We start from the raw sequence: 7,284 nt of genomic DNA on the forward strand, positions 1-7,284 counted from the left end.
GGTCTACTAGCTGTTTAAGCTTTTAGGCGGCTGTATTTTTGCAACAAATTAACGGTTTTACCTCCTAGCTGATTATCATTCTCAAAAATCACCGATTAGTGATCGCATTCCAGTATTTTTGCAAAATTGGGATGCACCCGAATACCCAAAAGCGCTTGATTTTTTTCAGCAAGCCTTAGCGATTTCACGACAAACTAAAAAGCGCGAGCTTGAAGCGTATGTTCTTGATTCTCTAGGAAATATTTCCTATAACTCAAATAACTTTCAAAAAGCCCTTGAATACTATCAACAAGCTTTAGTTGCTGCTAAAGAAAGTAACGATCAGGATGCTCAAGCTCAAACTCTAGAAAACATTGGCGATACTTACCACTATCACTTAAATGACGACCAGAAAGCACTTGATTATTATCAACAAGCGTTAACTATAGCACGGGAAATCAAAAATCGCGATCGCGAAAAATCAGTGTTGTTTTCTTTAGCTCAAGTTTACAAGTCACAGAAGAACGAGCAGCAGGCTATTGATTACCATCGACAAGCTGTTCTCATTAATTTAGAAAACCTCAAGCTCAATTGCGAGTCTAACAATTCCTATGCTCTTGGTGCAGCTTATGAAAATTTGATGAAGGACTATTCGAAAGCCTTAAGTTACTATCAACAAGCCTTAGGAATTGCGCGAAAAGCTAATAAGCGCGATTGTGAATTAAGCGCGTTGAAGGGGACATTAGACACTTATAATGAACTGAAAGACTATCCGCAAGTAATTGCTGGCTCTCAACAAGCGCTAGTCATTGCACGGGAGCTTAAAGACAAGGAAAGTGAATTCAATATCTTAGCTTACGGTCTAGCTAAAGCTTACAATCACCTACAAGATTACCCAAAAGCTATTGATTACTATCAGCAAGCGGTAGCTGTAGCGCGAGAAACCAAAAACCGGGAAGAGGAATCTGACACCCTGAATAATATAGGATCGGTTTACCATGAATCCTTAAAAGACTATCCGAAATCCATTGAATACTTCCAGCAAAGTTTAGTTATTGCTCAAGACATTAAGAATCGTCCGTCTCAACTCAATGCTTTGCTCAATCTCGGTCTGGCTAACAATAATTTGAAGAACTACCAAAAAGCAATTGAGTACTTTCAGCAAGCTCTCACACTTGCCCAAGATATTAAAGACAATGACAATACTGTAAAAATTCTCCGCAACCTGGCAGATACGTTTCACGAGCTAAAAGACAACCAGAAAACCATTGCCTACTATCAGCAAGCTCTGGCGATCACGCAAGATATAAAAAACTATGACAAGACCGCAAACATTCTCATCGACCTAGCTAATACGTTTCACGACCTAAAAGACGACCAGAAAGCCATTGCCTACTATAAACAATCGCTCCAAGTTGCACAGGAAAGTAAAGATAAGGAGTTGGAAAGAAGCATCCTAATCCGGGTGGGCTGGAATTATGGCTTGAATGTGGGAGATTGGCAGCAAAGCATCGAATACTTTCAGCAAGCCTTAGCCATTGCTAAGGGTACCAAAAACCGCCAAGGTGAAGGGGAGGCTCTTTGGAGTATTGGTAATGTGTACCTCTACATCGGAAACTTGCCGAAAGCGATAGAGTTTTTTCAGCAATCATTGGTAATTGCGCGGGAAACTCACGATATTGAACACGAGGGTTGGTCGTTGGGGGATCTTGCTGCTGCTTACATGATGCAAGGAGACTTTGAGAAAGCGCTTGAGTTGAGTCAGCAATCCTTAGCCATTGCACGCGGCGAACACTCCACCAACGGACAAACCTTTAAAAGTCGTGACCTGGAAGCGCTTTCCTTAGTCTTTTTGGGTGAAGCTTATTTCGCTGGACAGGATAATTATCGCAAAGCATTTGAGTTGGAGCAGCAAGGATTAGCAGTAGCACAGGAAACCAAAAATCGTTTTCTAGAATCCTTTGCACTCAGTTATTTGAGTTTGTCTTACCAATCACTTAGGGAATATCCAAAAGCAATTGAGACAGCCGAACAAAGTTTAGCCATTGCCCGAGAAATCAACAATTCAATGGCGCAATTGACGGCAATGTTGACTCTAGGCGGTATTTACAGCAGCCTGGGAGACTATCCCAAAGCCATCTCGTTTTACCAGCAAACCCTAGCCATTGCCAAACAAACCCAGAATCAGCCAGTGGAAGGGATTACCTTGCTAGCGCTAGGTGGCATTTACTACGAGCAAGGCAATGCTCAAAAAACCATTGAACTCGCGCAACAAGCCGCAGTGGCATTTGAGGCCAGCAAAAGTCCATTTCTGAAAAGTGTGGCGCTAGGGGCTCTGAGTAGTGGTTATGCTGGCTTGCAGGACTATCCCAAGGCAATTGCTGCCATTCAGGAATCTCTAACTATCGACAGAAGCCTGAAAAACCGAGGATTTGAATCCGGTGACTTAGGGCAACTTGGCTATCTCTATCGCAAGTCGGGACAGCTACAGCAGGCAATCTCTTTCTACCAAGCTGCACTGGCAACCAATCCCACCCCAGAACTTCCGGGTAGTGGTGCTGGTGCTCGCACGGGGTTAGCTCGGATTTATCGCCAGTTGAATATGCCAACGACTGCTATAGCCTACTACAAACAAGCCGTAAGTGGGGTAGAGCAGGTGCGGCAAAAAATCCAAGGACTTCCCCCACAGTTACAAAACTCATTCCTGTATTCTGGTCGCAAAGGAGAAACCACTGCCGATACTTATCGCGAATTAGCTGATGTGTTGCTCTCTCAAGGGCGAATTTTAGAAGCTCAAGAGGTCTTGGAACTGTTGAAGGTGCAGGAGATACGAGACTTTACCAAAACGAGAGGGAAAAATCCCGAAGTCGCCTTGTCTCCCACCGAATCCCAAATCAAACAAGCGGATGGCAGCTTAATTGCTTTGGGACAGCAGATTTATCAATGCCAACAAGCGCATTGCCCTCAACTTTCGCAACTTTTGGATCAACGCGATACCCTCACTAAAGAATTTAATCAGAAAATTCAAGGTATTGAAAACGAAGTGCGATCGCACCGTGCTCAAGATGAGGGCTTCTTTGACCCTAGTAAAGTCAGTAAGCTCAAAGCCGTCGTTGAAGCTCAACCCGGTACCGTCCTGATTTATCCCTTGGTGCTGGAGGACAAAATTTGGCTGGTGTGGGCATCACAAGGAGGTATTGTTAAAACCACCGAAGTGGGGAATGTCAAGCAGCAACAGTTGAGAGCGACAGTCTTGAAATTCCGCCAGTTACTAGCCAGTCCTATTTCTAGCCAAAATGAAGTCAAGGCAATCGGAAAACAACTTTACGATTGGCTGATTAAACCAGTTGAATCGGAACTGAAAACTAATAAAATTCAAAACTTAGTGTTTGCCCTTGATCGCGCCACGCGCTACATTCCCATGAGTGCGCTATTTGATGGCGAGAAGTATTTGGTTGAGAACTACACTGTATCTACAATACTCTCAGCGGACTTGACCGATACGCGCGATCGCATTCCCCCTGGTACTCAAAACACCTCCGTTTTAGCACTGGGACTATCCAATGCCGTGAGTGGCTTTAATGCCTTACCTAATGTTCCCGCTGAATTAGATGCGATTGTACGCAAACAACCCAACGACTCGCAGGGAATTTATCCCGGTCAAGAGTTTCTCAACCGTGATTTTGACTTTCGCGCACTACGCAATAATCTATCGGGTCATCAGTTGTTACACATTGCCACTCACGGCGAATTTGTGCCCGGTAGTCCGGATGCCTCTTATCTGTTGTTAGGCACAGGTGAGAAATTAGCTATTCCTGAGATTGCCACGTTGCAAGATTTAAATAATGTTCAGCTAGTGGTACTCTCGGCTTGCCAAACAGCACTTGGTAAAGAGGGACAAGATGGCAACGAGATTAATGGAATTAGCTACTACTTTCTCAATGCTGGAGCTAAGGCAGTAATGGCGTCTCTGTGGTCGGTCAACGATGACAGTACTCGCGTATTGATGCAAAACTTTTATGGTAACTTAGCCAAAGGGACAACTACTGCACCAGTCTCGAAAGCTGAAGCACTGCGGCAAGCACAGCTAAATCTGTTGCGCGGTAATTCTTCAACAACCAATAATCCTGACCAACGGTCGAGTCTGGGGCCTGAAGCCAGACCTGGTTCGCAAATCCCCTTAACTAATCGCGCCGCTTCGGGTTTTTCTCACCCCTACTACTGGGCACCTTTTATTTTGATTGGCAACGGGTTGTAAAACTCGACAAGGAGACTCTGAACTCCGTTAATGAGCATCTACAACTCCTAGGGCATGTTTTCTCGCGCCGGAGTCCCCCCTAACCCCCCTTGAAAAAAGCGGGGAAGTGGAATCTTAGTCCCCTTTATTTCTGGAGTTGTTCATATTCTCCGTAAGCTCTTTGAATAAATGAATGTCACTGACTTAAGCAAAAAGTAGTCGTTCTTTGAGAAAAACCCAGATTGGGGGGTCTCCCCCCAAACCCCCCACTGGGGGACGGAGTGCCTCCCCCAGACCCCCTGCACAAGCAGGGCTACTTCATTGTCGTCAGAGAAAAACCAGAAGCCTTGAGTTCTCGTGTGTTTCTTGCTAAGCCGCGATCACAAATCATAGGGTTGCCAATTTTCTCTCGTGAACATGAATTAGCCCTGCCTGCACAAGGGTTGGTTGGTGAGCGAGGAAAGTTCTTAAGTCAGTGACATTCTACTTAAAATCTCTTACAAGTTTAGCGATCGCACGACTCCTGATTTTTCTCACCCCTACTACTGGACACTTTTTATTCTGACTGGTAATGGGCTGTAAGACTTGATAACGAGGCTCTGAACTCTGCTAAAGAAGCTCCAAGCTCCATTAATGAGGCTCCGATACTCAATCGCAAGTCCAGTAGGGTGGGTTAGCTCTCTTCGTAACCCACCGAAATATGATGGGATGAACGGTGCGTTACTTGGTTAACGCACCCTACCAGAGCCGCGATCGCTTCTTCACGGATTTGCAAATGCGATCGCACTTTCTCATACCAAGTTACACTGAAACTAATGTGAGATATGACATCATGGAATTCGATCATGTTAAGTGGCATTAAACAGCAGGTGGTTGTTGGCAAAGATGGCAGAATCGAGATTCAAACATCTGAGTTAGCAGAAGGGACTGTTGTCGAAGTGATTGTTTTAATTGAAACAAATGCTAACCAATCTATTCAACAAGATGAAACAGAGTATTTGTTGTCTACTGATGCCAATCGTTACCACTTGATGAGTGCTATTCAAAACATTGAAACAAAGACCAACTTGGTCAGTTTTACGCCTGAGGAATGGAATGAAGAATATAACATTCGCTCCTGAGGCATTTGAACAATTCAACGACTGGGCAGCACAAGATAAGAAAATTCATCGCAAGATTATTACCCTGATTAACGATATTCTTCGTCAACCATTTACTGGACTTGGCAAACCTGAACCTCTAAAGCATGAGCTGAGCGGATATTGGTCACGACGAATTACAGATGAGCATCGTTTAGTGTATGGAGTCAGTGAAACTGAAGTGATCATTTTGAGTTGTCGATTTCACTATGATGACTGAAGTCGTTTGCGATCACATTAAATTAGTCTCATGTAATGGAGCGATCGCCCCGTTCACGTTCTCCAGAAGAAAATGGTGCATTTGCTTTGCAGCAACGCATCCTATTGGTAATGGGCTGTAAGACTTGATAACGAGGCTCTGAAATTAATTAAAGAGGCTCTAAGCTTCGTTAATGAGGCTCGGAACTCCGTTAATGGGGCTTGGAGCTTCGTTAATGAGCATCGACAACTCCGTTAATGAGGCTTTGAACTCCGCTAATGAGGCTCTGAACTCGGTTAATGAGTCTGCGATACTCAATAGCGAGTGTGTAAGGTGGGTTAGGCGTAGCCGTAACCCACCACACAGCCGTTAGTACTAATTTTTTGTTGCATAACCTCCCAAGCTTGAGAGATATAGCTTAAAAATACAAGCAAATTGCTGACTCGCACGAGTGTAAGGATTCTCCCATGCTTCAATCGTTGAAGTCTCTCGGCCTTGTAACTGTTACGCTGCTGCTTTCTCTTGCTTCTCCCTTGCAAGCGGCAAGAGCTACCTCAAAACTATCGAGTGTTTTGGCACAAGTCCCAACACCTCAAGATCATAAAGCCGCTCCCAACATCGAGGAAACCTGGACTATTACAGAGGGCAAAACGTTAGATGGCAAAAACTACACAGGCACCGTAGCTATTCAACCCATTGGTCAGATTTACGAACTTTCCTGGCAGACTTCAGCAGGAAAGCAATCAGGAATGGCGTTCTTTGAAGATGGTCACTTCTTTGTGGGCTGGGGTACTGACGAAGCAGCAGGCTATGGGGTTGTGTTGTACAAGATTGGCAAGGATGGCACTCTAGAGGGAAAGTGGACTTCCTCGCAGCAGGGAGGCGAAATTGGGACAGAAATAGCCACCGGAGGCAAACCCAATCAGATTGAGGGAGACTATCAGGTTAGTGGGACGAATCCTAACGAAACGGGTCGATACAAAGGAACATTAAACATTCGCAAGACAGGTGATACCTATCAAGTTACCTGGTCTGTGGGAAGTAGTTATCGAGGTGTCGGTATACGTTCTGGTGATTGGCTGGTTGTGAGTTGGGGGCAGTCCGATCAACTGGGTGTTGCTGATTATGCTATCAGTGGGGAGAAAGCTAGCGGTCGCTTGGCTCGTTTTAATCAGTCCAGTCTGGGTGTAGAGAACCTCGTTCGCACTCAGGCTAGTGCCAATCTTTTCCCCTCTTGTACTCCGGCACAAACAGCAACAACTCAAAGCCGAAAAGCTGAGGCGGATTGTTTTTTGGAGCAAGGGATTAAGCAGATTGATGCTAAGCGATTTCAGACGGCATTGCAGTCTTTACAGCAGGCATTGACTATCTATAAGGAACTCCAAGACCGTTCGGGTGAAGGGCAGGTTTTGAAAAATTTGGGCAATCTCTACTATGCCCAGAAAGACTACAAAAAAGCGATTGAGTTTCAGCAACAAGCTTTGGTGGTTGCCAGAGAAATCCGCGATCGCGAACTAGAAGGAAGGGCGCTGAATAACCTGGGACTTGCCTATAAGGAATTAGGAGATTCTGCTAAGGCGATTGAGTCCTACCAGCAAGCTTTAGCGATCGCACAGGAAATTCATAATCGCAAGTTAGAGCAGATAGCTCTAAATAATCTTGGATTTATCTATACAGCACTGAAAAACCCTGCCAAAGCCGTTGAGTATTATCAGCAAATTTTAGCGATC

6 protein-coding genes are annotated in these 7,284 nt (G+C 44.9%); 5 read left to right on the forward strand and 1 reads right to left on the reverse strand.

Going from position 1 to position 7,284, the window contains the following annotated elements; all coding sequences use genetic code 11:
- The first annotated feature begins 118 nt into the window (after positions 1-118).
- Positions 119-4,237: a CHAT domain-containing protein gene (locus tag V6C93_RS28290; protein WP_333480010.1), complete on the forward strand. Its 4,119-nt coding sequence runs from the start codon at positions 119-121 to the stop codon at positions 4,235-4,237.
- A gap of 260 nt (positions 4,238-4,497) precedes the next feature.
- Positions 4,498-4,695: a hypothetical protein gene (locus V6C93_RS28295; protein ID WP_333480011.1), complete on the forward strand. Its 198-nt coding sequence runs from the start codon at positions 4,498-4,500 to the stop codon at positions 4,693-4,695.
- 194 nt (positions 4,696-4,889) lie between these two features.
- Here V6C93_RS28295 and V6C93_RS28300 read toward each other — a convergent pair whose 3' ends face one another.
- The gene (locus tag V6C93_RS28300) at positions 4,890-5,075 is read right to left on the reverse strand and encodes a hypothetical protein (protein ID WP_333480012.1); all 186 of its coding nucleotides are present in this window, start codon (positions 5,073-5,075) and stop codon (positions 4,890-4,892) included.
- On the opposite strand from V6C93_RS28300, the gene V6C93_RS28305 reads away from it, so the two are divergent.
- The 3 genes from V6C93_RS28305 to V6C93_RS28315 form a co-directional block, all read left to right on the forward strand.
- Positions 5,062-5,337 carry a hypothetical protein gene (locus V6C93_RS28305; protein WP_333480013.1) on the forward strand — a complete coding sequence of 92 codons (276 nt, stop codon included), beginning with the start codon at positions 5,062-5,064 and terminating at the stop codon, positions 5,335-5,337. The two genes, V6C93_RS28300 and V6C93_RS28305, sit on opposite strands and share 14 nt — an antisense overlap.
- Complete coding sequence (locus tag V6C93_RS28310) at positions 5,312-5,575, forward strand: Txe/YoeB family addiction module toxin (RefSeq protein ID WP_333480014.1); 264 nt, start codon at positions 5,312-5,314, stop codon at positions 5,573-5,575. The genes V6C93_RS28305 and V6C93_RS28310 overlap by 26 nt, the downstream gene beginning before the upstream one ends.
- 446 nt (positions 5,576-6,021) lie before the next feature.
- The coding region (locus V6C93_RS28315) for a tetratricopeptide repeat protein (protein ID WP_333480015.1) at positions 6,022-7,284 on the forward strand (1,263 nt) is incomplete at its 3' end.

The organism is Allocoleopsis sp., from assembly GCF_036703385.1.
GTDB lineage: Bacteria > Cyanobacteriota > Cyanobacteriia > Cyanobacteriales > Coleofasciculaceae > Allocoleopsis.

Coding starts and splice junctions, on each gene's coding strand:
- V6C93_RS28305 (WP_333480013.1), top strand. CDS start 5,062: ATGTTAAGTGGCATTAAACAGCAGGTGGTTGTTGGCAAAGATGGCAGA.
- V6C93_RS28300 (WP_333480012.1), bottom strand. CDS start 5,075: ATGCCACTTAACATGATCGAATTCCATGATGTCATATCTCACATTAGT.
- V6C93_RS28310 (WP_333480014.1), top strand. CDS start 5,312: ATGAAGAATATAACATTCGCTCCTGAGGCATTTGAACAATTCAACGAC.